Annotated in this window: 25 protein-coding genes; 7 read left to right on the top strand and 18 right to left on the bottom strand. The window is 69.5% G+C overall.

Translation table 11 applies throughout. The features are described 5' to 3' along the window. Positions 1-13: 13 nt before the first annotated feature. Complete coding sequence (locus CKW28_RS02915) at positions 14-1,075, bottom strand: Rv0497 family membrane protein (protein WP_003926554.1); 1,062 nt, start codon at positions 1,073-1,075, stop codon at positions 14-16. Next, positions 1,072-2,163 (bottom strand): Ppx/GppA family phosphatase, encoded by a 1,092-nt coding sequence (locus CKW28_RS02910; RefSeq protein WP_081475535.1) that lies wholly within the window; start codon positions 2,161-2,163, stop codon positions 1,072-1,074. The genes CKW28_RS02915 and CKW28_RS02910 overlap by 4 nt, the downstream gene beginning before the upstream one ends. Before the next feature lie 13 nt (positions 2,164-2,176). Between CKW28_RS02910 and CKW28_RS02905 the strand changes: the two genes are divergently transcribed. Further along, positions 2,177-2,974: a DUF3109 family protein gene (locus CKW28_RS02905; RefSeq protein WP_276008036.1), complete on the top strand. Its 798-nt coding sequence runs from the start codon at positions 2,177-2,179 to the stop codon at positions 2,972-2,974. Between the two features lie 9 nt (positions 2,975-2,983). Here CKW28_RS02905 and CKW28_RS02900 read toward each other — a convergent pair whose 3' ends face one another. From CKW28_RS02900 to CKW28_RS02875, 6 genes are all read right to left on the bottom strand, one after another. After that, positions 2,984-3,670 (bottom strand): winged helix-turn-helix domain-containing protein, encoded by a 687-nt coding sequence (locus CKW28_RS02900; protein ID WP_003926557.1) that lies wholly within the window; start codon positions 3,668-3,670, stop codon positions 2,984-2,986. Then, positions 3,667-4,878, bottom strand: coding sequence for a sensor histidine kinase (locus tag CKW28_RS02895; RefSeq protein WP_040547238.1), 1,212 nt, complete (start codon positions 4,876-4,878; stop codon positions 3,667-3,669). Before CKW28_RS02895 ends, CKW28_RS02900 begins: the two co-directional genes overlap by 4 nt. Positions 4,879-5,007: 129 nt before the next feature. Further along, positions 5,008-5,757: a phosphoglyceromutase gene (locus tag CKW28_RS02890; protein WP_003926560.1), complete on the bottom strand. Its 750-nt coding sequence runs from the start codon at positions 5,755-5,757 to the stop codon at positions 5,008-5,010. Between the two features lie 491 nt (positions 5,758-6,248). Continuing rightward, entirely contained in the window at positions 6,249-6,752 is a 504-nt protein-coding gene (locus CKW28_RS02885; RefSeq protein WP_003926561.1) for a type III secretion system chaperone family protein, read from the bottom strand. After that, the gene (gene mshA / locus CKW28_RS02880) at positions 6,749-8,077 is read right to left on the bottom strand and encodes a D-inositol-3-phosphate glycosyltransferase (protein ID WP_162292338.1); all 1,329 of its coding nucleotides are present in this window, start codon (positions 8,075-8,077) and stop codon (positions 6,749-6,751) included. Before mshA ends, CKW28_RS02885 begins: the two co-directional genes overlap by 4 nt. A 41-nt stretch (positions 8,078-8,118) precedes the next feature. After that, positions 8,119-9,447, bottom strand: a complete 1,329-nt coding sequence (locus CKW28_RS02875) for an ROK family transcriptional regulator (protein WP_003926563.1) — start codon at positions 9,445-9,447, stop codon at positions 8,119-8,121. A 189-nt stretch (positions 9,448-9,636) separates the two neighbouring features. Between CKW28_RS02875 and CKW28_RS02870 the strand changes: the two genes are divergently transcribed. Next, complete coding sequence (locus CKW28_RS02870; protein ID WP_003926564.1) at positions 9,637-10,395, top strand: SDR family NAD(P)-dependent oxidoreductase; 759 nt, start codon at positions 9,637-9,639, stop codon at positions 10,393-10,395. Here the strand turns inward: CKW28_RS02870 and CKW28_RS02865 are convergent. Then, on the bottom strand, positions 10,373-11,671 hold the full coding sequence (locus CKW28_RS02865; protein WP_003926565.1) for a L,D-transpeptidase: 1,299 nt from the start codon (positions 11,669-11,671) through the stop codon (positions 10,373-10,375). The two genes, CKW28_RS02870 and CKW28_RS02865, sit on opposite strands and share 23 nt — an antisense overlap. 15 nt (positions 11,672-11,686) lie before the next feature. Further along, positions 11,687-12,757, bottom strand: a complete 1,071-nt coding sequence (locus CKW28_RS02860) for a UDP-N-acetylmuramate dehydrogenase (protein WP_040547241.1) — start codon at positions 12,755-12,757, stop codon at positions 11,687-11,689. 26 nt (positions 12,758-12,783) lie between these two features. On the opposite strand from CKW28_RS02860, the gene CKW28_RS02855 reads away from it, so the two are divergent. Genes CKW28_RS02855 through CKW28_RS02845 form a run of 3 tightly spaced genes read left to right on the top strand, consistent with a single transcriptional unit; the run spans position 12,784 to position 15,135 of the window. After that, positions 12,784-13,296 (top strand): DUF2505 domain-containing protein, encoded by a 513-nt coding sequence (locus CKW28_RS02855; RefSeq protein WP_040547243.1) that lies wholly within the window; start codon positions 12,784-12,786, stop codon positions 13,294-13,296. Positions 13,297-13,318: 22 nt separating this feature from the next. Continuing rightward, positions 13,319-14,134, top strand: coding sequence for a carbon-nitrogen hydrolase family protein (locus CKW28_RS02850; protein ID WP_003926568.1), 816 nt, complete (start codon positions 13,319-13,321; stop codon positions 14,132-14,134). Continuing rightward, positions 14,131-15,135, top strand: coding sequence for an LmeA family phospholipid-binding protein (locus CKW28_RS02845; RefSeq protein WP_040547245.1), 1,005 nt, complete (start codon positions 14,131-14,133; stop codon positions 15,133-15,135). The genes CKW28_RS02850 and CKW28_RS02845 overlap by 4 nt, the downstream gene beginning before the upstream one ends. A gap of 29 nt (positions 15,136-15,164) precedes the next feature. Here CKW28_RS02845 and deoC read toward each other — a convergent pair whose 3' ends face one another. The 6 genes from deoC to CKW28_RS02815 all read right to left on the bottom strand — a co-directional run bounded on the left by deoC (position 15,165) and on the right by CKW28_RS02815 (position 19,229). After that, positions 15,165-15,839, bottom strand: a complete 675-nt coding sequence (gene deoC, locus CKW28_RS02840) for a deoxyribose-phosphate aldolase (RefSeq protein ID WP_003926570.1) — start codon at positions 15,837-15,839, stop codon at positions 15,165-15,167. Next, on the bottom strand, positions 15,839-16,288 hold the full coding sequence (locus tag CKW28_RS02835) for a DUF2599 domain-containing protein (protein ID WP_003926571.1): 450 nt from the start codon (positions 16,286-16,288) through the stop codon (positions 15,839-15,841). Before CKW28_RS02835 ends, deoC begins: the two co-directional genes overlap by 1 nt. Before the next feature lie 4 nt (positions 16,289-16,292). Further along, positions 16,293-16,577 carry a DUF2516 family protein gene (locus CKW28_RS02830; RefSeq protein ID WP_003926572.1) on the bottom strand — a complete coding sequence of 95 codons (285 nt, stop codon included), beginning with the start codon at positions 16,575-16,577 and terminating at the stop codon, positions 16,293-16,295. A 62-nt stretch (positions 16,578-16,639) separates the two neighbouring features. Further along, positions 16,640-17,332: a hypothetical protein gene (locus CKW28_RS02825; protein ID WP_003926573.1), complete on the bottom strand. Its 693-nt coding sequence runs from the start codon at positions 17,330-17,332 to the stop codon at positions 16,640-16,642. 56 nt (positions 17,333-17,388) lie between these two features. Continuing rightward, complete coding sequence (locus CKW28_RS02820) at positions 17,389-17,799, bottom strand: helix-turn-helix domain-containing protein (protein ID WP_040547247.1); 411 nt, start codon at positions 17,797-17,799, stop codon at positions 17,389-17,391. A 107-nt stretch (positions 17,800-17,906) separates the two neighbouring features. After that, positions 17,907-19,229 carry a DUF445 domain-containing protein gene (locus CKW28_RS02815; protein ID WP_003926575.1) on the bottom strand — a complete coding sequence of 441 codons (1,323 nt, stop codon included), beginning with the start codon at positions 19,227-19,229 and terminating at the stop codon, positions 17,907-17,909. A gap of 150 nt (positions 19,230-19,379) precedes the next feature. Between CKW28_RS02815 and CKW28_RS02810 the strand changes: the two genes are divergently transcribed. Continuing rightward, the gene (locus tag CKW28_RS02810; protein WP_197700627.1) at positions 19,380-20,054 is read left to right on the top strand and encodes a TetR/AcrR family transcriptional regulator; all 675 of its coding nucleotides are present in this window, start codon (positions 19,380-19,382) and stop codon (positions 20,052-20,054) included. After that, positions 20,051-20,926 carry a polyphosphate kinase 2 family protein gene (locus CKW28_RS02805; RefSeq protein WP_003926577.1) on the top strand — a complete coding sequence of 292 codons (876 nt, stop codon included), beginning with the start codon at positions 20,051-20,053 and terminating at the stop codon, positions 20,924-20,926. Before CKW28_RS02810 ends, CKW28_RS02805 begins: the two co-directional genes overlap by 4 nt. A gap of 35 nt (positions 20,927-20,961) precedes the next feature. On the opposite strand, the gene CKW28_RS02800 is transcribed toward CKW28_RS02805, so the two are convergent. Continuing rightward, on the bottom strand, positions 20,962-21,837 hold the full coding sequence (locus tag CKW28_RS02800; protein WP_003926578.1) for a cyclopropane mycolic acid synthase family methyltransferase: 876 nt from the start codon (positions 21,835-21,837) through the stop codon (positions 20,962-20,964). A 140-nt stretch (positions 21,838-21,977) separates the two neighbouring features. Then, positions 21,978-22,838, bottom strand: coding sequence for a 3-hydroxybutyryl-CoA dehydrogenase (locus tag CKW28_RS02795; RefSeq protein WP_040547249.1), 861 nt, complete (start codon positions 22,836-22,838; stop codon positions 21,978-21,980). Positions 22,839-22,840 lie beyond the last annotated feature (2 nt).

The following is a 22,840-nucleotide window of genomic DNA, read 5'->3' as shown; positions in this document are numbered from 1 at the left end:
TTCGTCGGCCGCCCTAGCTCGCCTGCAGTTGCAACGCCAACGGACCGAAGGTGACCAGCGCCCCGACCACCACCGCGATCATCGTGCTGGTGATGTCCTCGGTCTTGCGCACCACCCGCACCCCGGCCACCAGGCCGAGGATGACCAGCATGCTCAGCACCAGCGTGACGATGCTGTTCCAGCGCCACAGCTGGTCGAAACCGAGGAACAGTCCGGCGCCGAACGCCACCGCCAGCAGGCACTGCCCGACCACCAGGGCGCCGCGCAGGATCGCCGACAGCCGCGAACCCTCGCCCGCTCCGACGTCGGCGGTGTCGTCCTCGACGACCTCCTCATCGAGGTTCTCGTCGAGGTCCTCGTCGAGGTCCGTCTCGTCGTCGGTCTCGTCGAACTCGGCGCCCAGGTCCCCCTCGAGGTCGGTGTCGTCGACGTCGTCGGTGTCGAGATCGAACGGGGTGTCCCGATCGGCGACGGTCGGGCCGCCGAACAGTTCGTCGTGCGTCGAACGCGACCACGGCCGCCGCTCGGCGACCTCGACGCGCTCCTGTGGCCCGTCCGCATCGTCATCGAAATTCGCAGGGCCATAGTCGATTTCGGGCGCATCGGCCAGGTCCACCGGCGACTCGAACGCATCCTCGCCGTCATCCAGCGGATCCGGGACCATCTCGTCGGGATCGCTGTCGGCGACCGCCGGGCGGCGCGGGGCGCGGTGTGCGGACCGATCCTGCCCGGTGCGGTCGCGGTCGGGTGCCGGCGTGGGGGTCTCCCGCTTCGGCAGGTCCGTCCGCCCTGTCGGGCCGGGCAGCTCCTGCTCGTCGGTGCGTTCGGCGGGCGTCTCCACGGGCGCGGCACGTCCCGACCCATCCGGCCCGGAGCCGTCCTTCTGGGCGTCCTCGGGCTCGGTGTCGTCGCCGACGACGGGAATCTCACCTGTGAGTTCGGCCACCGTGATCGCATCGGCGTTGCCGCGGCGGCGCCGTCGCCGGCCGCCGACCGGTGGCGCACCGATCGTGCCGTTTCTGGCCAGCAACTCCGCGACCGAGATCGGCCGGTTGCTGTCTTCTGGTTCTGTCATCGTGTGTTGCCTCTGGGCCCGGCTGGGCTGGTCGTCGACGCCGGGTGCATGGCCCCGGCCTCTCGCGCGGACGGTGACACCGTGGCGAATTGGTCGGCGTCGATGGTGGCTGGGTTGTCCGCCCCGCCGACGTCGAACGGATGGTCCGTTCCGCTTCCGCCGACGGCCTCACTGTCGAGTTTCCGCAAAATCAGCCCCTCTCGCAAAGCCCAGGGGCAGATGTCGACGGTCTCGACCTCCAGCGCCTTCATAGCCGCCTCGGCTATCAATGCTCCGGCCACAATCTGTGGAGCCCGGTCGGCACTCACCCCTTCCAATTCCGCACGGTCAGCCGTCGTCATCCTAGAGATGAACGCGATGACCTGCCGCAAGCCCGTCGCGGTGACGGTCCGTCTGACCCGCGGACCGGCCGCGGACGGCGCCGCCCCGGTGAGCCGGGCCAGCGAGTGGAAGGTCTTCGACGAGGCCACCACCAGGTCCGGCGAACCGGCCGCCAGCACCGTGGCGGCGGGCTCCGCCAGCTCGGTGGCCAGCCAGTCCCGCAGCATCGCCACCCGGCGCCGCCCGGGCGGATCGTCGGGCAGCCACTCGCGGCTGAGCCGGCCCGCGCCCAGCGGCAGCGACAACGCCACGTCGGGTTCCTCGTCGACCCCGTTGGACAGCTCGAGCGAACCGCCGCCGATGTCGATGTTGATGATCCGGCCGGCGCTCCAGCCGTACCAGCGCCGCACCGCCAGGAAGGTGAGCCGGGACTCGTCCACGCCGCGCAGCACCTGAAGGGAGACGCCGGTCTCGGCGCGCACCCGCTCCAACACCTCCTCGGTGTTGGTGGCGTCGCGCACCGCCGACGTGGCGAACGCCATCAGCTCGGCGCAGCCCGAGCTCGCCGCGATCCTGGCGAACTCGCCGATGGTGCTGATCAGTTTGTCGGCGCCCTTGCGGGTGATCTTCCCGGAGCCGTCGATCTGCTCGGCCAGCCGCAGCGACGCCTTGGTCGAGCTCATCGGGGTGGGGTGACCGCCCCGGCGGGCATCCACGATCAGCAGATGGACCGTGTTGCTGCCCACATCGAGCACTCCCAATCGCACAGCTTCCAACCTAATGGGTCTACCGTGGTTTTCTGTGAGCGGATCGCACGTGGGCGAAGTGGAACTCGACTTCGCCCGGGAATGGGTGGAGTTCTACGATCCGGACAATCCGGAACACCTCATCGCCGCCGACATGACCTGGCTGCTGTCGCGGTGGACCTGTGTCTTCGGCACCCCCGCCTGCCAGGGCACCGTCGCCCGCCGCCCCGACGACGGCTGTTGTTCGCACGGCGCGTTCCTGACCGATGACGACGACCGGGCCCGGCTCGACGCCGCGGTGGACCAGCTGACCGATGAGGACTGGCAGTTCCGCGACAAGGGCCTGGGCAAGAAGGGCTACCTGGAGGAAGACGAGTACGACGGCGAGGCCGCCCTGCGCACCCGCAAGTACAAGGGGGCGTGCATCTTCCTGAACCGGCCCGGGTTTCCCGGCGGGATCGGCTGCGCGCTGCACATCAAGGCCCTCAAGCTCGGGGTCGAGCCGCTGACGATGAAACCCGATGTGTGCTGGCAGCTGCCGATCCGCCGCAGCCAGGAGTGGGTGACCCGGCCGGACGGCACCGAGGTGCTCAAGACCACCATCACCGAATACGACCGGCGCGGCTGGGGTGAGGGCGGCCATGATCTGCACTGGTACTGCACCGGTGATCCGGCCGCCCATGTCGGCACCCGGCCGGTGTGGCAGTCCTATGCCGCCGAGCTGACCGAACTGCTGGGCGAGAAGGCCTACGCCGAACTGGCCGCGATCTGCAAGCGGCGCGGCAAGCTCGGCCTGGTGGCGGTGCATCCGGCCACCCGGCTGGCCGAGTGATCCGGCCCGTCAGCCCTCCAGCTTGTAACCCAGACCACGCACGGTGACCAGGTGCACCGGGTTGGCCGGGTCCTCCTCGATCTTGGAGCGCAGCCGTTTCACGTGCACGTCAAGGGTTTTGGTGTCACCGACATAGTCGGCGCCCCACACCCGGTCGATCAACTGCCCCCGGGTGAGCACCCGGCCGCTGTTGCGCAGCAGATACTCGAGCAGTTCGAACTCCTTGAGCGGCAATGTGATCGGTTCGCCCCGGACGGTGACCACGTGCCGGTCGACATCCATCCGGACCGGGCCGGCCTCCAGCACCGAGTCGTCGACGTCGGCGCCGTCGAGGTCGGAGCCGCGGCGCAGCACCGCACGGATCCGGGCGATCAGCTCCCGCGCCGAATACGGTTTGGTGACATAGTCGTCGGCGCCCAGCTCCAGCCCGACCACCTTGTCGATCTCGGAGTCGCGGGCGGTGACCATGATCACCGGAACCTTGGACTTGGCCCGCAGCCGGCGGCACACATCGGTGCCGCTCATACCGGGCAGCATCAGGTCGAGCAGGATGATGTCGGCACCCGAACGCTCGAACTCGGCCAGGGCGGACGGGCCGTCGGTGACGATCGTGGTCTCGAAGCCCTCCTTGCGCAGCAGGAATGCCAGGGGATCGGCAAGGGACTCCTCGTCCTCCACGATCAACACGCTGGTCATGACTGTTTCTGGTCCTCTCGCTCATCCGATGCGACATCGGAATCGGGGTAGGCCGGGATCGACAACGTGAACGTCGACCCGGTGCCCGGCTGACTCCACAGCCGGATCGTTCCGTTGTGGTTGGCGGCCACGTGTTTGACGATCGCCAACCCCAGCCCGGTGCCGCCGGTGGCCCGGGACCGTGCCTTGTCGACACGGAAGAATCGTTCGAACACCCGCTCCTGATCCTCGGGAGCGATTCCGATCCCCCGGTCGGTGACCGAGATCTCGACGAATCCGCCCCGCCGCTGTCTGCTGATCGACACGGTGGATCCGTTGGGCGAGTATGCGATCGCATTCGACACCAGGTTAGCCACGGCGGTCACCAGCAGGCCCAAGTCGCCGCGGACCCGGTAGCCGCTCGGCGGGTCGGTGATGATGGTGATGTCGGCGTTGTCGGCGGCCACCTTGTGCCGCGACAACGCCTCGGCGACCACGGTGTCGACGTCGACCGCGGTCAGATCCGGCAACGGTTCGCCGCCCTGCAGCCGGGACAGATCGATCAGCTCTCCGATCATGTCGGCCAGCCGGGTGGATTCGGCGACCATCCGGTCGGCGAAGCGGCGCACGGTCTCCTCGTCGTCGGCCGAGGCGAGCAGCGCCTCGGCGAGCACCTTGAGCGCCCCGACCGGGGTCTTGAGCTCGTGGCTGACGTTGGCCACGAAGTCGCGCCGGGTGGCTTCCATGCGAGCGTGTTCGGACTCGTCGTTGATGTAGACGACGGCGAACCGGCGGTCCTCGTCGGTCAGCAGGCGCACATGCCCGCGGATCGACCGTGGGGTGGACCGGTTGGCCGACCGGCCGGGCCAGCCCCAGCTCGGTGTTCTCACCTCGGACAGGTCCACGTCACCGTCGGCGCCGGTGATCAGGGTCTGTTGGACGGCTTCCCACGTCTTGTCGTCGATCAACCCGTCGCGAACCAGGTTGAGCTGACGGGCCTGTTCGTTGGAGTACACCACGTCGCGGAACGTGTCGACGACGATGATGCCCACCGGAGCTGCGGAAACGATGTGCCGGAGCATCTCGGATACGGTGAGGCCGGCCTGTTCGGCGGCGCGGGCGCGACGGCGTTCCTGCAGCCGTGGGATCAAACCCGCACCGATGCCGACTCCGACGGCCAATGCGAGTAGTGCCCCGACTGCCAACTGCAGCGCGGAAACCACGCTCACGCGAAAATCGTACGCAACGGGTGAACGTCATCCCAGCTGCGCGCGGCCGAAACGGGACACGTCACACCCGTGAGCTGAGAAATTCGGCCGCTGTTCACCCGCTGTTCGCCCAGGCCGGGCCCGCCGGTGTTACTTCGCGCCCTGGGCCGCGACGGCGGCGGCTCCGGCCGCGGCGGCCTCCGGGTCCAGATACTGCCCGCCGACGACCTTCGGTTTGAGGTTCTCGTCCAGGTCGTAGCGAAGCGGGATCCCGGTCGGGATGTTGAGGCCGACGACCTCCTCGTCGGACATGCCGTCGAGGTACTTCACCAGCGCCCGCAGCGAGTTGCCGTGCGCGGCGATCAGCACCGTCTTGCCGGCCCGCAGATCCGGCACGATGGTCTGCTCGTAGTAGGGCACGAACCGGGCGACCACGTCGGCCAGGCATTCGGTCAGCGGACCGCCGTCGATGTCGGCGTAGCGCGGGTCGCCGTCCTGGCTGTACGTGCTGCCCCGCTCGATGGGTGGGGGCGGGGTGTCGTAGCTGCGCCGCCAGGCCATGAACTGCTCTTCGCCGTATTTCTCCTTGGTCTCGGCCTTGTTCAGCCCCTGCAGCGCGCCGTAGTGGCGTTCGTTGAGCCGCCAGCTGCGGTGGACGGGGATCCAGTGCCGGTCCGCCCGGTCCAGCGCCAGGTTGGCGGTGGTGATGGCGCGGCGCAGCAGCGAGGTGTAGACCACGTCGGGCAGCCGGTCGAGCTCGGCCATCAACTCCCCGGCACGCACCGCTTCGGCGCGGCCCTTGTCGGTGAGGTCGACGTCGACCCAGCCGGTGAACAGGTTCTTGGCGTTCCAGTCACTCTCACCGTGGCGGAGCAGAATCAGCGTGGCACCGTTTCCCATGGCCGAAATCATCTCATGTGGCCCGGGTCGCATGTCCGCCGTGCGGTCACTGCGGTGAGTGTGCGATGGCTGCGGTGAACGTGCGATGGCTGCGGTGAACGTGCGATGGTCACGGCGAACGTGCGCCCACGGTGCGACATCGGGCCGATCGCCACCACCACGGCACATTCGAATCACCCGCCACACGCCCGCCGCGGCCACAGCACACTCGGCTCAGCCCTTGCACGCCGGATTACGGTCGGCATTCGGCGTACAGTCAGCAAGCCCGCCGTGCAGTCAGTGAGCCCAGCGTGCGATGGCTGCGGTGAGTGTGCGATGGCTGCGGTGAACGTGCGATGGCTACGGCGGACGTGCGCCCACGGTGCGACATCGGGCCGATCGCCACCACCACGGCACATTCGAATCACCCGCCACACGCCTGCCGCGGCCAGAGCACACTCGCCACACCCGGCGCACACTCGACAGCCGCTCGGCCCGCTCGAAGGCGACGGTCACTCGTCGTCGATCAGGTGCTCGAACGCCCGCAGATTCTTCAGCGACTCCCCGCGGGCCACCCGCCACTCCCACTCTTTCTGGATCGACGAGCGGAAGCCCAGTTCCAGCAGCTTGTTGAAGTCGTGGTCGACGGCCTCCAGGATCTGCCCCATCACCCGGTCCAGCTCGTCGGGGGTCACCGCGTGCAGCGCGATCCGGCCCACCAGGTAGATGTCGCCGAGCTTGTCGAGGGTGTAGGCCACGCCGTAGAGCTTGCGGTTGCGTTTGAGCAGGAACCGGTAGACGCCCTCGTGGTTCTCGTCCGGCTTGCGGCAGACGAACGCCTCGACCCGTACCGAGTGCTCACCGACCGTGAAGATCGCGTTCGTGGTCAGCCGCCGCTCCCCCGGCAACGCCACCACGATGCCGGGCGGCCCGCCGTGCGCGCCCTCGTGCCGTTGATAGGACAGCCCGTGCTCGGTGAGGGTGCGCTCGATGTCCTCTTCCACCTCGCGACTCATGCCCGTACTCCCCGTCGCATCGTGAAACGCCGGCCGTTGCGCCGGACCGACGGCTCCGGACGGCGATGCGCGGCCCGGTAGTCGGCGATCGCCCGGCCGTAGCTGGCCAGCAGCGCGTCCACGGTGTTGGACCACGAGAAGGTCCCGGCGTGGGCGATCGCGGCGCGGCGCATCGCGGTGGTGTCGCGATCCAGCAGGCCACCGATGGTCTCGGCCCAGTCTCCGACATCGTGGCCGTCGACGAGCTGCCCGGTCACGCCGTCGCGCACCGCCACCGGCAGTCCGCCCACCGCGGCGGCCACAACCGGTGTCCCGCACGCCTGGGCCTCGACGGCGACCAGGCCGAACGACTCCGAATAGCTCGGCACCGCGACCAGGTCGGCGGCGCGGTACACGTTGACCAGCTCGTCCCGGGACTGCGGCGGCAGGAAGGTCACATGCGCCCCGATATCCAGTTCTTCGGCCAACCTGATCAGCGAATCGGGGGCGCCCAGTCCACTGCCCGACGGCCCGCCGGCCACCACGATCCGCAGCCGGGGGTGGCTGTCGGTGAGCCGCACCGCAGCCCGCAGCAGGATGTCGGGCGCCTTGAGCGGCTGGATCCGGCCGACGAACGCCACCACCTGTTCGTCGTCGGACAGGCCGAGCGCCCGGCGGGCGGCCTGCCGATCACCCGGGGTGAAGGTGCTCAGATCCACCCCCGGATGCACCACATCGATCCGGTCCGGGTCGGCCTGGTGCATCGAAACCAGTTGTTGGGCTTCGTGTTCGGTGTTGACGATGAGCCGGTCGGCCTCGTCGACGACCTGTTGTTCACCCACCACCCGCAACGGCGGTTCGGGACTGTCGCCCTCCGCCAGCGCGGCGTTCTTCACCGCTGCCAGGGTGTGGGCGGTGTGCACCAACGGCACCGCCCAGCGGTCCCGGGCCAGCCAGCCCACCTGCCCGGACAGCCAGTAGTGCGAGTGCACGATGTCGTAGTAGCCGGGTTCGTGGGTGGCCTCCGCGCGCAGCACGCCCGCGGTGAACGCGCACAGCTGGGTGGGCAGATCGTACTTGTCCAGACCCTCGAACGGCCCCGCCACCACATTGCGGACCAGCACGCCGGGCGCCACCGGGACCACCGGCCGGTCCGCCGACGAGGTGGCGCGGGTGAAGATCTCCACCTCGACACCGCGGCGGGCGAGCTCCAGCGCGGACTGCAGCACGTAGACGTTCAGGCCGCCGGCGTCACCGGTGCCGGGCTGGTGGAGCGGCGAGGTGTGCACGGATAGCACCGCCACCCGTTGCGGAATCGGCGGGTCCAGCGGACCAGCGGTCGTCAGGCGCACACACTCATGTCTACACGCGTGGGGTCACCGACGGTTCAGCCGGTCGCATGCTGACCGGTCAGCACCCGCGCCGATGTGCGCGGTGCGTCCAGGGCGCGCCGCATGGCGCCGATCGGGTCGGCGTACAGGCTGCCCAGCGAAACCACGCCGGCGCCGGCCTCCTGCACCCGGTTGCCGAAGGCGGTGGTGCGGATCTCCAGCGGCGGCAGCACCGACCGCGTGGTGAAGGCCGCGGTCAGCGTTTCCATCCCGGCCGGGTAGTCGGTGAACGCCTGGCCGCCGACCACCACCTCGTCGGGGTTGAGCATGTCGCGCAGCAACGCCAGCGACTCGCCGAGCACCCGGGCCCGCTCGTCGAGCAGTTCGCGGGCGGTGCTGTCTCCACGCTGGGCGGCCCGCAGGACCGCGGCGATCGTCGACGCCGGGCCCTCGGGCGGGATGACGTTCAGCCGGCGGGCCGCGGTGACGACGGCCTGATCGCTGACCGTGGTCTCCAGCTGACCGGTGCCGCCGAGCAGGTCGGAGTTCACCGGCAGCGCGGCGATGGTGCCGGGTCCGGCCGCGGGTGAGTGCACCCGCCCGGCGATGCTCAGCGCGTAGCCGACGGTTTCCCGGGCGTACATGAACAGGCTGGTCGTCCCGCGTCGGCGGGACCGGCCGAGCAGCAGTTCGGCGGCGGCCATCGCGTCCAGATGCGGGGCCACCGACACCGGCAGTCCCAGCGTCTCGGCCAGCACCGGGCCGACCGGCGCGTCGGTCCAGCCGAGCAGCGGATGGTCGAGGTGGCCGGTGGTGACGTCGAAGACACCCCCGGCGGCGACTCCGACCCACAGCGGCCGGCGACGGTGCCACCGGCTCAGGTAGCGGCGCGCGCTCTCGGCCAGCGACGCCACCGCGCCCGGCTGCGCTCCACGCGGGGTGGGGGTCTCCACCACGTCCAGGGTGCGCCCGAACAGGTCGGTGGCGGCGATGCTGGTGGTGCGGGCCCCGATGTGGATGCCCAGGGTCAGGTAGGGGTCGTGGTCGACCTCGACCGGCACCCGGGGCCGGCCGATCGCCCCGGACACCGCGAGGTCGGGGCGTTCACGCAACAGACCGGCCTCCAGCAGGGCGATGACCTGGCGGTTCACCGTGGCGATGCTCAGGCCGGTGGCCTTGGCGATGGCGTCGCGGGCGATCGGGCCGCGCAGCCGGGCGGCTTCGAAGACCGAGGCCGCGGCGGCGTCGGCGACCCGCAGGGACGGCGCGACGACGCGCTGGCGGGACACCAGCGGGCGGCGGGTGCGCGACGCCGTGACGCCGGCGGGGCGGAGCAGCGATGAAGCGGTTCGGGGGGTGCTGACGGTGTTGGCAGTGCGGGCCACGGGAAGGTCCTTCGTCGAGAGCAGCGGATGGGGTGGATTCCTGCTGGCCACGCCCCGACGGGACAGAATTTCGGCGGAAACGTCAGGCGCGGCGCGTCACGCGACAACAACAGTCGCGACGCGCACACATGTGCACAACCTGGTTCCGGCTCACGGAGAGAATTTAGCACGGCTACTACAGTTGTCCAGATGACAACACCAGCAACCGAACACCGGGTCGCGGTGGTCACCGGAGCCAGCTCCGGAATCGGTGAAGCGACCGCGAAAGTTCTTGCCGCACAGGGTTTTCACGTCGTCTGCGTGGCTCGCCGAGCGGAGCTGGTCGAAGCGCTCGCAGCCGAGATCAGCGGAACCGCGAGCGTGACCGACGTCACAGACCGGGCCGCCGTGGAGGCGCTGGCCGACCAGCTCGACCGCGTCGACGTCCTGGTCAACAACGCCGGCGGCGCCAAGGGTCTGGAACCGGTGGCCGAGGCGGATCTGGACCACTGGCGGTGGATGTGGGAGACCAACGTGCTGGGCACCTTGCATGTCACGCGCGCCCTGCTGCCCAAGCTGATCGCCTCCGGCGACGGCCTCATCGTCACGGTGACCTCCATCGCGGCCTTCGAGATCTACGACGGCGGCGCCGGTTACACCGCGGCCAAACACGCCCAGAGCGCGCTGCACCGCACCCTGCGCGGCGAGCTGCTCGGGAAACCGGTGCGGCTCACCGAAATCCAGCCCGGAATGGTGGAGACCGAGTTCTCGCTGGTGCGGTTCGACGGAGACCGGGAGAAGGCCGACGCGGTGTATCAGGGTTTGACCCCGCTGGTCGCCGAGGACATCGCCGAGGTGATCGGTTTCGCGGCGTCCCGACCGCCGCACGTCAACCTGGACCAGATCGTGATCCGACCGCGTGATCAGGCCTCCGCCACCCGCAAGTTCACCCGCCCGGCCGGGGAGTAGTCACCGGCGCGTCCGGCGGGGTGGCCGGGGCGGATTCCGGCAGGTCCGGCGGCGCGGGGCCGGTGCTGATCGCCGACATCGCGAGCCAGTCGGCCCACGGGACGGTCCAGTCCCAGATGTCCCCGTCGGCGTGCGACAACGGAATCGAGGTGCCGGTCACCTCCACCGGGTCGCCGTAGACGGCGCTGTGGAAGTACTGCTCGGCATCGGCCGGGGACATGTTGATGCAGCCGTTGGTGACGTTGCTGTTGCCCTGGGCCCCGATGCTGCCCGGATTGGCGTGGATGAATTCGCCGTTGTTGGAGATCCGCACCGCGTGCCGCATGTGCACGTTGGCGTATCCGGCGGCCGGGTTGGACATGTAGAAGTCGGTGTGTTTCTCGGTGACGACGTGGATTCCGCTGCGGGTGATGTTGCGCGGCAGGTTGCCCTCGCCGTAACTGCACGGGAAGTCCATCACCACACCGGCGTCGGTGAGCACCTGCAGCCGGTGCGCCGGCGCGTGGGCCCGGACCAGCTGATACCGGCCGATGCTGAAATCCAGGGTGGCGTCGGCGGCGCCGAATGCGCCGGAGCCGAACGCCACCCCGTACAGCGGTGCGTCGACGTGGACGCGGGTGCCGGCCGGGTAGTACTCGCGGGGCCGCCAGTGCACCCGCGAGCCGGCGGCCTCGTCGGGCAGCCACGCCCAGCCGCCCTCGACCGCGGGTTCGGTGGTCACCCGCAGCGCCCGCTCGACGGCGGCCTTGTCGCCGACCGGCGCGTCGAACTGGAGGATGATCGGCGCGGCCACCCCGACCACCTGACCGTCGGCGAGCTGGAACCGGCCGGTCACCTGCACCGCGGGTGCCACCGTGGTGAACGCGCCGGCGACCGGCACCTCCCGGCCGTCGGGGCCGACCGCCGTACCGGCCCAGGTGTAGGTGCGGCCGTAACCGAGCGGCTCGGTGGTGGTGAACACGGTGCGGTCCGGGTTGAGGACGCCCGCGACGACCTTGCCGTCGGGGTTGGTGAGGCTGATCCGGTCGAACCGGCCGTCGGCGACCACCGCGCGGACGGGTGCGGTGGGCAGCACGTCGACGCTGTCGGCAGCGGGTTCGAAGGTGAGCGCCGGCGTCGGTTCGGCCGGCGATCCGACGTCACCCACACATGCCGCGAGCGCCGCGGGGGCGGTGACACCGAGCGCGAGCAGACCCAGCGCGCGCCGCCGGTTCAGCACCGGCGGCCCGTGGCGGTCGCGGCCGTCCGGGCCGGCGCTCGCACCGCTGGGGGTCACGCGAACCCAGCGTACCTACAGCGAACAGCCGACCAACACGGGTTCGGGGACGAGTTCGATGCCGAATGCCGCGCGCACCCCGTCCCGGACCTCGCGGGCCAGCGCGATCACGTCGGCGGTGGTGGCGTTGCCGCGGTTGGTCAGCGCCAGCGCGTGTTTGGTGGACAACCGCACCGGAGCCCCCGCACCGGGGTAGCCCCGGCCGAACCCGGCACGTTCCACCAGCCACGCCGCCGCCAGTTTGACCCCGTCCGGAGCCGGATAGTTCGGCACCGGCCCCGGTGCCGAGTCGCGGATCCGCTCGAATTCGGCGGTGCTGACCACCGGATTGGTGAAGAACGAGCCGACGCTCCAGGTGTCATGGTCGTCGACGGTGGCCGCCGAGGTCAGCATGCCCTTGCCGGCCCGCAGCGCCAGCACGGCCTCCCGCACCCGGGCCGGATCGGTGCGCTCACCGGTCGCGACGTCGAGGGTGCGGGCCAGTTCGGCGTACCGGATCGGCGCGCTGCGGCCGGCCGGGTCCAGTGCGAACTCCACCTCGAGCACGACCACCGTGTCGGAATGCTTGAGAATGCTGCTGCGGTAACCGAATCGCAGGTACTCGGGCGCCACCCACCGGTCTTCACCGGTGCGCCGGTCGTGCAGCCGGACGCGCCGGATGGTGTCGGCGACCTCGGCCCCGTAGGCGCCGACGTTCTGCACCGGGGTGGCGCCGGCCGAACCGGGGATGCCCGACAGACATTCCAGCCCGCCCAGCCCGTGTGCCAGCGAGGTGACCACCACGTCGTCCCACAGCGCCCCGGCCTCGGCGCGGACCAGGTGGCCGTCGACGCTGATCCGGTCGTTGGCCAGCCGCACCACGGTCAGATCGGTCAGGTCGTCGGCCAGCACCACGTTGGACCCGCCCGCCAGCACCAGCATCGGGCCGGTCCGGTCCGCGTCGAGCACCCGCAGCACGCCGATGACCTGATCGGTGGCGGTGCACTCGATGAGCCGACGGGCCACCGGACCGACCCGCAGAGTGGTCAACGGCGCCAGCGGAACCCCCTCGGCGACCGGCACACCGGCGACTCGTGAACCCACCACGGGCCGTAACGGTAGCCTTACCCGCTATGCCGCGTTCATTCGACATGGCCACCGAGTACGGCGCCACCGTCGAACAGGTTCACCGGGCGCTTCGTGACGAGCAGTACTGGCTGGCACGTCTGGCCGACTCCGGCGCCGACCACGCCACCCTCGATTCGCTCACCGTCGACGCCGACGGCGGCATCGATGTGGAGACCACCCAGGTGCTCTGGTCGGACCGACTGCCCGGCTTCGTCAGCCAACTGCATCGCGGCGATCTGAGCGTCAAACGCGAGGAGACCTGGAGCCCGCTGCGGGACGGGACCGCCACCGTCGAGGTCAAGGGCGCCATCATCGGGGCTCCGGCCTCCCTCGAGGGCACCGGCACGCTGCAACCCACCGACTCGGGACACACCTGCAGGCTGGATTTCCAGGTGACGGTGGAGGTGCGGATCCCGCTGCTGGGCGGCAAGCTCGAGACCCTGGTGGGCAATCAGTTGATGGAGCTGCTGATCGCGGAGCAGCGGTTCACCACGAATTGGATCGCCGCGAACGCCTGACCCGGGTCACTAGGGTGGCGGTATGCGGATAGCGCTCGCCCAGATCCGGAGCGGCACCGACCCGTCGGCCAATCTGAACCTCGTCGAGGAGTACACCCGCCGCGCCGCCGCCACGGGTGCGGGGTTGGTGCTGTTCCCGGAGGCGACCATGTGCCGGTTCGGGGTGTCGTTGAAACCGGTCGCCGAACCGCTGGACGGCCCCTGGGCCACCGCGGTGCGGGAGATCGCCGCCGGCGCCGGGGTCGTCGTGGTGGCCGGGATGTTCACGCCCAGCGGCGACGGCCGGGTCACCAACACCCTGCTGGCCACCGGCCCGGGCGTGGCGGCCCACTATCACAAGATCCACCTCTACGACGCCTACGGGTTCACCGAATCCCGAACCGTGGCACCGGGTTCCGAACCCGTGACGATCGATGTCGGAGGGGTGCGGGTGGGGCTGACCACCTGCTACGACATCCGGTTCCCGGAGCTGTACGTGGAGCTGGCCCGCCGCGGCGCGGAGCTGCTCACCGTGCATGCGTCGTGGGGGTCGGGGCCGGGCAAACTCGAGCAGTGGACGCTGCTGGCCCGGGCCCGGGCCCTGGACACCACCTGCGTCGTCGCGGCGGTCGGACAGGCCTATCCCGGTGACGAGATCGCCGCGCAGGGCCCGACGGGTGTCGGCGGCAGCCTGGTCGCCTCGGCCACCGGCGAGGTGCTCGCCGCGGCCGGTCCGGAACCCGAGCTGCTGGTCGCCGACCTGGACCTGGACGCCGCGCGGCGGGCCCGCGACACGATCGCGGTGTTGCGCAACCGCTCAGATGTTGCTCAGTGGGGTAAGGCAGAATCCGTCGGATGACCGATCCCTGGGCGCGTCCGACCGACGACACACCCTCCGTTCCACCGCCGTCGCCGGGCGGTCCTCCGGCGTCACCCGCCGGCGGGCCACCGAGCAGTCCCCCACCACCGCCGCCGGAGGGCGGCTATCCCCCGCCACCGCCGCCGGGTCAGATGGGCGGCCCACCGCCGGGTCAGATGGGCGGCCCGCCGCCGGGTCAGATGGGCGGCCCGCCGCCGGCTGGCTCCGAGGAGCAGGACGAGTCGTTCATGGCGAAGATCAAGAGCCTGTTCAGCGACCCGCTGTCGGTGGTGCTGGTGGTCGTCATCGTCATCGCACTGGTGGCAGCCGGTCTGCTGGGCGCCGAGCTGTACGCCCGCAACCGGGCCGACTCCGTGGTGGCGCGGGTGGTGTCGTGTGTGGTGCAGGACGAGGCCACGGCATCCTTCGATCCGCTGCCGCCGTTTCTGATGCAGCACATGTCGGGCCACTACACCAACATCAACATCGAGACCGCCGGCAATCAGATCCGCGATGCCAAGGGTATGAAGCTGGCGCTGCACATCCGTGACGTGCGGCTGGAGGACACCGCGGATTCCGGTGGGACGCTGGGTGCGCTGGACATCACGATCACCTGGTCGGCCGACGGCATCCGGCGGACCGTGCAGGAGGCGATGCCCCTGATCGGGTCGTTCGTGACCACCGGGGTGAGCACCGATCCGGCCGCCGGCACCATCACCCTCGACGGACCGCTGGCCAGCATCGTGGCACGTCCGCAGGTGGCCGACGGCGGAATCCGGCTGGAGGTGGTCAGCCTGACCGGCATCGGCTTCCTGACGCTGCCGCGGGAGACGGTGCAGCCGGTGCTGGACGCGTTCACCGACGGGTTGACCGACAACTATCCGATGGACATCACCGCGCAGAGTGTGCAGGTCACCGACGACGGTGTGATCGCGCAACTGTCCAGCCGCAACGCGTCGATCCCCAAGGGCCAGGAAGACCCCTGTTTCGCCGAGCTGTGAGTTTCGCCGAGCTGTGAGGCCGGCCGGGCTCAGGTGAGGCCGTCGAGCACCGCCCGGCTGGCCGACAGACCCAGCCGGGTGGCGCCGGCGTCGAGCATCGCGACGGCGTCGGCGGCGGTGCGGATCCCGCCGCTGGCCTTCACCCCGAGCCGTCCGCCCACCGCGGCCGCCATCACCGACACGGCCTGTACGGACGCGCCGCCGCTGGGATGGAAGCCGGTCGAGGTCTTGACGAAATCGGCCCCGGCATCCTCGGCGGCCCGGCACACGGCGGTGAGCCGTTCGGGGTCGGTGTGCTCCAGCAGCACCGCCGACTCCACGATCACCTTGAGCGTGATGCCGGACACCGCGCGGCGCACCTCGGCGATGTCGTCATAGACGGCGCCCAGCTCACCGGCCACGGCAGCGCCCACGTCGATGACCATGTCGACCTCGGCGGCCCCCGCCGCGGCCGCCAGTTCGGCCTCCCGGGCCTTGACCGACGGCAGGTGCTTGCCGGACGGGAATCCGGCGACGGTGGCGACGCGCAGATCCGCGGGGCTCGCCGCGACGGCGACCGGCACCATCGACGGTGACACGCAGACCGCGAAGACGCCCAGTTCGGTGGCCTCGCCCACCAGCGCCGCCACGTCGTCCGGCGTCGCCTCCGGTTTGAGCAGGGTGTGGTCGATCCGGGCGGCGACCTCGGCGCGGGTGTAGCTCATCAGAACGGCTCCTCGGTACCCCCGGGATTGCAGCCGGTCGCCAGCATCGTCACCTCGTCCACCCGGGGCCGCCACGGCTCCAGGTTCCAGCTGGTCTTCCCGGGCTGGGCGAATTCGGCGAGCCGCCAGTGACAGCGGAACTGCTCGTACATCCCGGGCAGGCCGGCGTCGGGCGACTGGGCGAGCACCTCACGCCAGGCGGCCTCGGCCTGCGCGCCGGTGCCGATCTGGGCGGCCGCGGCACGCGCCGCGGGGGTCGGGTAGACCCGCAGGCTGGACAGATCGCCCCACTTCGCCCACTCGACCCGCTCCACGTAGACCCCGGGGGCGGCCGGCGGATCGGGCGGACCCTCGGGATCGGCGGCGGCCACCCCGGCCGGCGGACCGGCGAGGACCAGCGCAACACACCAGCTGCTGACCGCCGTCACGGCGGTGACCGAACGACGCACCGGTCTAGTGGGACTTTCCTTGGATTTCCAGGATTTTCGGGCGCACGTCGACGAGGTAGACACCCGAGGCGACGGCGGCGATCACCGGACCGAGGATGCTGAGAACCGGAAGGAACGTCAGCAGCGCGCTGACGCCCAGGATCACCAGCCACACCGGCTTGGTGAGTTTGTCCGCGGCGGTGAAGGCGTCCGGCCGTTGCATCGCGGCGTGGACGAAGGCGTACACCGTCACCGCGAGCACGGCCATGGTCAACAGAAAGAGGACGGTACCCACGATGTGGCTGCTCACGTGTTCAGCCTATGCGGGTACCGTCCCGGACGTCGACTCGCGTCGAGCGAAATCGGCGGCAGTTACTTCTGGGTGACCTTCTTGGCCGCGGTCTTCTTGGCCGGAGCCTTCTTGGCGCCCGCCTTGGCGGCGGTGGTCTTGGCCGCAGTGTCCTTGGCCGTGTCCTTGGGGGCGGCCTTCTTCGCCGGAGCCTTCTTCGCGGGAGCCCCCGCCGAGGATTCAGCCGAGGATTCAGCCGAGGTCTCGGCCTGGGTCTCGTCGCCCTTCTTCGGGAAGTCGACGCCGACCAGCTTGGCGGCCCGCTCACCGACGGCGCGGGTCTGCGCGGCCACGGTGCCCAGCGCCTCCTGGGTCAGCTCGACGGCCTGGTCGGTGTAGCTCTCCACCCGCTCGGCGGCATCCTCGAAGGCCGGCTGGCTGCGCAACCGCTCCAGCGCCGCGGCACCCCGCTCCACCAACTTGGTGTAGGTGCCCTGGGCGGCGTCGGCGTAGGCCTCGGCCGCCCGGCGCAGCTCGTCCGCGCTCAGCTTGCCGCGGATCTCCTCGAACTGGGCGGGCAGCTCGTCACGGACCTTGCTGATCCGGGCGCGGCGTTCCTCGGCCCGGGCGTTGGCGTCGCTGCGGACCTCGTCGGCCCGCTCACGCAGGGCGGCGACGATCTCGTTGACGCGTTCCAACGCGAGGTCGGCGGCGCCCACTGCGGCAAGGAGCGGGGCGCGCAGGTCGTCGACGGTGGGTTGATTCTTCTCAGCCATCTCGGTGGGTTCCTTTCACGAATCGAAAACGGTGCGGGTTCGGTGAGCGGTCGCTGTCAGTCACGTGATGCAGTTGGTTGCTCCTCATCTGCGTCGGCGTCCTGTTCGTTCTGTCGACAGAACGACGTGTAGATGTCGAGCAGCACCTGCTTCTGCCGCTCGGTGATCGCCGTGTCGTTGACGATGGCGTCACGGACCTCGCTGGGCTCGCCGGGCTCCAGAATTCCGGCCCGCACATAGAGCACCTCTGCGGACACCCGCAGCGCCTTGGCGATCTGATTCAGCACATCGGCCGAAGGTTTGCGCAGCCCCCGCTCGATCTGACTCAGGTACGGATTGCTGACGCCGGCCTTCTCGGCCAGTTGCCGCAGCGATACCTGGGCAGCCTCGCGCTGACTTCGGATGAAACTGCCGATGTCCTGAGCCGCGTTGGACACAACCGCGGCAAGATTCTCGTCCTGCGGCAATGGAGCCCCCTCCTGCGTCGGTCTATCCGGTGGTCGGTCTATCCGGTGCGCGACACCTTCAACCGTACGCCGCGGTGCTAACTTTTGCAAGCACTAGTTAGCACTGGTCAGAACAGCAGTTGCGCGGTGGTGTAGATCGCGAGACCGGCCAGGGCGCCCACCACGGTGCCGTTGATGCGGATGAACTGCAGGTCGCGGCCGACGTGCAGTTCGATGCGCCGGCTGGCCTCCTCGGCGTCCCAACGTTCGATGGTGTCCGTGATCACCGTGGTGATCTCGGCGCCGTACTCGCCGACCAGATGTTTGACCGCGGTGATGATCCAGTTGTCGACCTTGTCGCGCAGGTCGGCGTCGTCGCGCAGCGATTCGCCGATCACCATCACCGAATCGGCGATGCGGGCCCGCAACGTCGACGACGGGTCGTCCACCGACTCGAGGATGATGCGCTTGGCGGCGTTCCACGCGGTCTCGGCGGCCCGGGCGACCTCGTCGCGGGCCATGATCTGCTCCTTGATGTTCTCCGCCCGCTGGATGGTGACCTCGTCGTTCTGCAGATCGTCGGCGAATTCGAACAGGAACCGGGTGGCCGACCGCCGCAGTTCATGGTCGGGATCTCGGCGCACCTTGTCGGTGAACTCCATCAGCTCGCGGTGGATCCGATCCCCGACCAGATGGTCCACCCAGCGCGGCGACCAGCTGGGCGAATCGCGCTCCACCACCCGCTCGATGATCTCGCCGGCGTTCAGTGACCACTGGAACGCCCGGTCGGCCAGCAACTGGATCAGCGCCTCCTGGCGGCCCTCCTGCAGCAGCTGCGCCAGCACCCGCCCCACCGGCGGACCCCACTGCGGTTCGGCGATGCGTTTGACGATCATCCGGTCCAGCACCTGCTGGATGTCCTCGTCGCGCAGCAACACCACCAGCACCCGCATCACGTTTGCCGCCTCGGCGGCGACCCGTTGGGCGTGGCCGGGCTCGGCGAGCCACTTGCCGAGCCGGCCGGCGATCTGCACGTCGCGCAACTTCTGCTCGACCACGTCCGGGGCCATGAAGTTCTCCCGCACGAAGGTGCCCAGGCCCTCGCCGAGCTGATCCTTCTTGCGTTTGATGATCGCGGTGTGCGGGATCGGGATCCCCAGCGGATGCCGGAACAGCGCGGTGACCGCGAACCAGTCGGCCAGCGCACCGACCATGCCCGCCTCGGCGGCCGCCCGTACATAGCCGACCCAGGCCGGTGCGTCGCCCCGGGTCTGCGCCCAGGTGCAGAGCAGGAAGATCACCGTGGCGCCGAGCAGAAAGCCCAGCGCAACGGCCTTCATCCGGCGCAGGCTGCGGGCCCGCTCGGCGTCGGCGGCCGAATCGGCGCCGGCGATCGCCTCGGCGAAACTCGGTCGGGGTGCGGAGACCGGAACCGGGGTTCTGGTCGGCATTCGGTGCGCCACGGAATCCATCATCCGCCACCCGGCCCGGTGCCGCGGTCCCGCAGCCCGGCTATCGGTGATCTTCCGTAGTATCGAGATGACTTAGGGAATGGGATTTCGGCGATAGTGGGACAGCAGACACCGCCGGCGGCGGTCAAGATGGACGGACGCAAACGACGCTGGCACCAGCACAAGGTGGAGCGGCGCAACGAGTTGGTGGACGGCACGCTGGAAGCCATCCGGCGGCGCGGCAGCAACGTCAGCATGGATGAGATCGCCGCGGAGATCGGTGTGTCCAAGACCGTCCTGTACCGCTATTTCGTCGACAAGAACGACCTCACCACCGCGGTGATGATGCGCTTCGCCCAGACCACCCTGATCCCCAACATGGCCGCCGCCCTGTCGACCGATCTCGACGGCTACGACCTGACCCGGGAGATCATCCGGGTGTACGTCGAGACGGTGGCCGCCGAACCCGAGCCGTACCGGTTCGTGATGGCCAACAACTCGGCGGGCAAGAGCAAGGTGGTCGCCGACTCCGAACGGATCATCGCGCGGATGCTCGGGGTCATGCTGCGCCGGCGGATGGCCGAGGCCGGGATGGACACCCGCGGCGTCGAACCCTGGTCCAATCTCATCGTCGGCGGGGTGCAGTTGGCGACCCACTCGTGGATGTCGCATCCACGGATGACCAGCGACGAACTGATCGACTACCTGACCATGCTGTCGTGGAGTGCGCTGTGCGGCATCGTCGAGGTCGGCGGCTCGCTGGAGAAGTTCCGCGAGATGCCGCACCCGTCGCCGATCCTGCCGCCGCAGCTGCGCGACCGGTGAGCACCGGACCGTCGACCGACCCGCCGCGGCTCTGGTCGGACCGGCCGGGTGAGCGACTGCGTTTCCGTCCCGGTGTCCGGGTCGCCGACCTCGACACGGCCGCCACCCCCGGGTTCACCGGCGGCAAGGCCGACGCGCCCGCCCTGCAGACCGAGCGCAGCGCCCGCCTCGCCGAGCTGCAGGAGATGCTCTACGCCAACCACCGCGTCCGCGGCGACCGCCGGTCGGTGCTGCTGGTCCTGCAGGGCATGGACACCGCCGGCAAGGGTGGCATCGTCAAACATGTTGTGGGAGCGGTGAATCCGATGGGCGTGCGGTACCGCGCGTTCGGGCCGCCGACCGCCGAGGAGAAGGCCCGGCACTATCTGTGGCGGGTCCGCCGGGCGCTGCCGCCCCCGGGCCACCTCGGGGTGTTCGACCGGTCGCACTACGAGGACGTGCTGGTGGTGCGGGTGCACAACCTGGTGCCGCCGGAGGTGTGGTCCGACCGCTACGACGAGATCAACGCCTTCGAGCGGGAACTCGTCGACGCGGGGATGACACTGGTCAAGGTGGCGCTGTTCATCTCGCCCGCCGAGCAGCGCAAGAACCTGCTGGCCCGGCTGGAGGATCCGGCCAAACACTGGAAGTACAGCCCGTCCGACGTCGACGAGCGCCGGCACTGGCCGGCGTATCAGGCCGCGTATCAGGACATGCTGGACCGCACCAGCACCGTCTATGCGCCGTGGTTCGTGGTGCCCGGGGACCGGCGGTGGTACAGCCGGCTGGCCGTCACCGAACTGCTCATCGACGCCCTCGCCGGCATGGGGTTATCCTGGCCGCCCGCCGATTTCGACGTCGAGGCGGAGCGGAACCGGCTGCTGCGGGCCTGACCGTTGCGGGGCTGCCGTGGGGCGCCTTTCGCGGCTCAGCCCTTGGTGAGCGTGAACTGCCCGACGTTGGTGATGCCGCGGCGGAAGAAGTCCGCGCACCCGGTGAGATAGCGGTAGTAGCGGTCGTAGACCTCTTCGGACTGCATCGCGATCGCCGGTTCGCGGTTGGCGGCCAGATTCTCGGCCCAGATGTCCAGCGTGCGGGCGTAGTGCGGACGCAACAGCTGGATCCGTTCCACGGAAAAGCCTGCGCCGGTGGCGAATTCAACGACATCACCCTCGGCGGGCAGCTCACCGCCGGGAAAGATCTCCCTGCCGATGAACTGCATGAACTTCAGATCGCTGATGGTGATCTTGATTCCGGCCTCGCGGAAGTAGGTCTGCGGATGGGCCAGGATGGTGTGCAACAGCATGCGGCCGTCGGCCGGCAGCGCCTTGTGGGCCATCTCGAAGAACGCGGCGTAGCGCGGTTTCTTGAACGCCTCGAAGGCGCCGATGCTGACGATGCGGTCGACCGGTTCGTCGAACTGCTCCCAGCCCTGCAACCGCACCTCCGCGGTGCGGGCGGTGTCGATCTGCGCGAGTCGGGCCTTGCTGTACTCGTACTGATTGCGGCTGAGCGTGATTCCGATCACGTTCACGTCGTACTTCTCCAGCGCCAGCTGCAGGGCGCCACCCCAGCCGCAGCCGATGTCGAGCAGCGTCATGCCGGGCTCGAGGTTCAGCTTGCCGAGCGCGAGGTCGAACTTGGCGATCTGGGCCTCGTCGAGCGTCATGTCGTCACGCTCGAAGTAGGCACAGGTGTACCCCATCGTCGGACCCAGGAACAGGGCGAAGAAATCGTCGGAGACGTCGTAGATCGACTGGGATTCCTCGAAGAACGGTTCGAGCTCCGCCGATGTGTTCGTCATGTGCGCGCACTACCTTCTGTCAGTTGTCCGGCGACCGCGAGGCACCATGACGGGCGTCCCGGCGAACCCGGTCAGCGATCTAGATCAGCTGGTGAGACTAGCTAATGGCCTGGGTATTTTCCAATGCAATCAGCCAGCGGTCAGTACGTGTAGAAACCGCGACCGGTCTTCTTGCCGAGGTGCCCCGCCTCCACCATCCGCACCAGCAGCGGCGGCGGGCCGTAGTGCGGCTCCTTGAACTCGTCGAACATCTTGTCGGCGATGAGCTTGAGGGTGTCGAGGCCGACCAGATCGGACAGCCGCAACGGGCCCATCGGGTGCGACAGCCCCGCCACCACGGCCTTGTCGACGTCCTCCACCGAGGCGTAGCCGGATTCGACCATCCGGATCGCCGACAGCAGATACGGGACCAGCAGCGCGTTGACCACGAAGCCGGACCGGTCGCCACAGCGCACCACCTGCTTGCCCAGCACCTCGGCGGCGAACTTCTCGGTCCGCGCGATCGCCTCGTCGGTGGTCACCAGCGTGTTGATGAGTTCGACCAACGGGAGCACCGGCACCGGATTGAAGAAGTGCAGCCCCAGCACCCGGCCCGGGTTCTTGGTGGCGGCGGCCAGCTTCATGATCGGAATGCTCGAGGTGTTCGACGCCAGCACCGCATCCGGATCGGTGAGGAGCTCGTCGAGTTCGGCGAACACCGTGGCCTTGACGTTCTCGTCCTCGACGATCGCCTCGATCACCAGCTGGCGGTCGGACAGATCCGCCAGCGTGGTGGTGAACCGCAGCCGGTCCAGCGCGGCGGAGCGCTCGTCCTCGCTGAGCTTGCCGGCCTGCACGCCGCGCGTCAGCGACTTGGCGATGCGCTCGCGCCCGGCGGTGGTCAGCTCCTCGCTGATGTCATAGACGACGACGTCCGCCCCGGCCCGGGCGGCCACCTCCGCGATACCCCCGCCCATCTGGCCGGCACCGACGATGCCCACTCGTTGGATCGAATCGCTCACGT

The sequence above is a fragment of the Mycolicibacterium thermoresistibile genome (assembly GCF_900187065.1).
GTDB classification, from domain to species: domain Bacteria; phylum Actinomycetota; class Actinomycetes; order Mycobacteriales; family Mycobacteriaceae; genus Mycobacterium; species Mycobacterium thermoresistibile.
Note: the sequence above shows the minus strand (reverse complement) of the source record. Positions and strands in the feature narration are given on the sequence as shown.

Bases quoted from the DNA above. Each gene is read 5' to 3' on its own strand.
- CKW28_RS02885 (WP_003926561.1), bottom strand. From the start codon at position 6,752: ATGAGTCGCGAGGTGGAAGAGGACATCGAGCGCACCCTCACCGAGCAC.
- CKW28_RS02915 (WP_003926554.1), bottom strand. From the start codon at position 1,075: ATGACAGAACCAGAAGACAGCAACCGGCCGATCTCGGTCGCGGAGTTG.
- CKW28_RS02900 (WP_003926557.1), bottom strand. From the start codon at position 3,670: ATGACCAGCGTGTTGATCGTGGAGGACGAGGAGTCCCTTGCCGATCCC.
- CKW28_RS02815 (WP_003926575.1), bottom strand. From the start codon at position 19,229: ATGCCGACCAGAACCCCGGTTCCGGTCTCCGCACCCCGACCGAGTTTC.
- CKW28_RS02855 (WP_040547243.1), top strand. From the start codon at position 12,784: ATGCCGCGTTCATTCGACATGGCCACCGAGTACGGCGCCACCGTCGAA.
- CKW28_RS02870 (WP_003926564.1), top strand. From the start codon at position 9,637: ATGACAACACCAGCAACCGAACACCGGGTCGCGGTGGTCACCGGAGCC.
- CKW28_RS02810 (WP_197700627.1), top strand. From the start codon at position 19,380: ATGGACGGACGCAAACGACGCTGGCACCAGCACAAGGTGGAGCGGCGC.
- CKW28_RS02905 (WP_276008036.1), top strand. From the start codon at position 2,177: ATGGGTCTACCGTGGTTTTCTGTGAGCGGATCGCACGTGGGCGAAGTG.
- CKW28_RS02845 (WP_040547245.1), top strand. From the start codon at position 14,131: ATGACCGATCCCTGGGCGCGTCCGACCGACGACACACCCTCCGTTCCA.
- CKW28_RS02800 (WP_003926578.1), bottom strand. From the start codon at position 21,837: ATGACGAACACATCGGCGGAGCTCGAACCGTTCTTCGAGGAATCCCAG.
- CKW28_RS02890 (WP_003926560.1), bottom strand. From the start codon at position 5,757: ATGGGAAACGGTGCCACGCTGATTCTGCTCCGCCACGGTGAGAGTGAC.
- CKW28_RS02850 (WP_003926568.1), top strand. From the start codon at position 13,319: ATGCGGATAGCGCTCGCCCAGATCCGGAGCGGCACCGACCCGTCGGCC.
- CKW28_RS02825 (WP_003926573.1), bottom strand. From the start codon at position 17,332: ATGGCTGAGAAGAATCAACCCACCGTCGACGACCTGCGCGCCCCGCTC.
- deoC (WP_003926570.1), bottom strand. From the start codon at position 15,839: ATGAGCTACACCCGCGCCGAGGTCGCCGCCCGGATCGACCACACCCTG.